Source organism: Corallococcus llansteffanensis (genome assembly GCF_003612055.1).
Classification (GTDB): domain Bacteria; phylum Myxococcota; class Myxococcia; order Myxococcales; family Myxococcaceae; genus Corallococcus; species Corallococcus llansteffanensis.
Genome location: NZ_RAWB01000911.1, coordinates 1 through 2,294 on the forward strand (window position 1 = coordinate 1; position 2,294 = coordinate 2,294).

The 2,294-nt window shown below is 70.4% G+C and carries 2 protein-coding genes; one reads left to right on the forward strand and one right to left on the reverse strand.

Annotation, left to right across the window (positions count from 1 at the left end):
* Positions 1-110 precede the first annotated feature (110 nt).
* Positions 111-977, forward strand: a complete 867-nt coding sequence (locus tag D7V93_RS41985; protein ID WP_120648561.1) for a CHAP domain-containing protein — start codon at positions 111-113, stop codon at positions 975-977.
* 99 nt (positions 978-1,076) lie between these two features.
* On the opposite strand, the gene D7V93_RS41990 is transcribed toward D7V93_RS41985, so the two are convergent.
* Positions 1,077-2,276, reverse strand: a complete 1,200-nt coding sequence (locus D7V93_RS41990) for a glycosyltransferase family 2 protein (protein ID WP_120648562.1) — start codon at positions 2,274-2,276, stop codon at positions 1,077-1,079.
* Positions 2,277-2,294 lie beyond the last annotated feature (18 nt).

The window sequence follows — 2,294 nt, forward strand, 5'->3', positions numbered from 1 at the left end:
CCCCCGGTCGAAAACCCGAGCCGTCCCGCCCGGTTGCCTGGGTGGTTTTTTTGACCACACCGTCCGGCGGGGTGAGCCTGTGCCCCAGGACGCTACAGGAAGAGGTGGCCATGAAGCTGGGCACGTGGATGGCGGTGCTGGCGATGACGACGGGCTGTGCGACCGGGTCCCCCGTGGGCGGCTGGGTGGCGGCGGAGCCGGTGCGCTACCACTCCGCCTCGCCGCCGGCCTTCCCCCGCGCCGCGCTGTCCTCCTCGGTCGCGAGCCGTGACAGCCACCGGACGCCGGCCTCCAGCGGGCGGTCCGCGAACGCCACCCCGCGCGCGAGAACGAACAGCCCGGCGGTGGCGAAGGCTCCCACGGTGAAGCAGACCCCGGTCGCGAAGAAGACCGCCGCGAGCCCGGCCCCCGTCGCCAATCCGCGCGAGCGAGTGCTCGCCACGGCCCGCGCGCTGGTGGGCCAGCCCACGGTCCAGGTGAACGGGCGGCGCTACCCGGCGGACTGCACGGCGCTCATCGAGGCCACGTACGCCCAGGCGGGCCTGAAGTTCCGGGGCACGCTGAAGCCCGGGGACAACGGCGTCACCGCGATCTACCGCTACGCCCGCGCGAACGGCCGCGTGTACACGGACGGCCGCCCCGTGCCGGGGGACCTGGTGTTCTTCCGCGAGACGTATGATCAGAACCGCGACGGCCGCCGCAACGACGGCCTCACGCACGTGGGGCTCGTGGACGGGGTGGACGCGGACGGCACCGTCACCGTCATCCACCGGGTGAAGCGCGGCGTCGTGCGCTACCGGATGAACCTGGCGCGCCCCCACCTGCCCCGCGACCCGCGGACGGGCGAGGTGCTCAACGACATGCTGCGAAACCCCGGTCCCGGACAGACGCACGTCCTCACCGGCCAGCTCTTCGCGGCATTCGGCAGCGTGCTGCCCCCGGGCTCCGCGAAGCCCATGGCCGTGGCGGCCCGGTAGAAAGAGAAAGCCCGTCGGTCCCTGCGGGGCGCTTCCGGAACCAGCCGGAGCATCACCGGGGAACGACGGGCCTGGACTGCCTTCCCGAAAACCTGACGACTAGGTCGTGGTGGTGGAGGACGTCACCCGGGCGGTGCGGTCCCACGCGGCGCGCTGCGAGTTGCGCAGGAAGCGCCAGAAGCCCACGGCGATCGCCATGTTCATGGTGACGAAGTAGTAGGCCACCGACGACGCCCGCTTCGCGATGCCGCTCTTGAACACGCCGGAGCGGCCCAGGTACGCCAGGGCGTAGAAGAGCGTCTGGCCCAGGAGCGTCGCCTGGTAGAAGGCGCTGTCGAGCAGGAACAGGTTGGCCACCAGCGCCGCCACCATCAGGGCGGGAGCGCACCAGCGCAGCAGCTTGTGCGACCAGAAGGCGAACGCGGGGAAGCCCGCCGTGGGCAGCAGCAGCCCGGGCACGAGGCGCAGGCTCTGGAAGTTGCCCGCCGCGATGCGAGCGCGCCGACCGAACTCCTTGCCGTAGTCCTCCGTCGTCTCCTCATGGGCGACGGCGTTCTCCTCGTAGACGACCTTGAAGCCGCTCTCGAGGATGCGCAGCGGAATCACGAAGTCATCCACGATGGTGGACGGCGGCAGCAGCGTGAAGAGCGAGCGCCGGATGGCGTAGAGGCCGCCGTTGGCCCCCACCACCGCGCCCCGCCGACCCTCGTACATCTTGATGAGGGACTCGTAGCTCCAGTAGGCGCTCTCCTCGTAGTCCTGCTTCGTGGGGTTGTAGAGGCGCAGCTTGCCGCAGACGGCTCCGACCTCCGGGTCCTCGAAGTGGCGCACCAGCTTCCGCACCGCGTCCGGGTCGATCATCGTGTTCGCATCCGACAGGAGCACGATGTCGCCATGGGCGGAGGGGATGCAGCGGTTGAGCACCGTCGTCTTGCCGGCGCGGGCCGCGGGCGACAGCCGCACGCGGGGATCCGTGCACCGCTGCACGAGCCCGTCCGTGCCGTCCGTGGAGCCATCCGAACCGATGACCACCTCGAAGCGGTCCGCCGGATAGTCCAGCGCCAGACTGTTCTGGAGCTTCTGCTCGATGCAGGAGGCCTCGTTGTACGCGGCCACCACCAGGCTCACCGAAGGCAGCGGCGCCGCGGGGACGCTCGCCTGGACGGTGCCCCCGGAACGCATCCGCCGCACGTTCTGGAAGACCTGCGCCATGCCCTCCAGGGCAAACAGGCTCAGGGGATAGAAAAAATACGTGTGCACGAGTGCCAGCGCCGCGCACCAGAAGAAGACCTCCGCCATCGACCCACCCTCCCGAAC

Bases quoted from the DNA above. Each gene is read 5' to 3' on its own strand.
- D7V93_RS41985 (WP_120648561.1), top strand. From the start codon at position 111: ATGAAGCTGGGCACGTGGATGGCGGTGCTGGCGATGACGACGGGCTGT.
- D7V93_RS41990 (WP_120648562.1), bottom strand. From the start codon at position 2,276: ATGGCGGAGGTCTTCTTCTGGTGCGCGGCGCTGGCACTCGTGCACACG.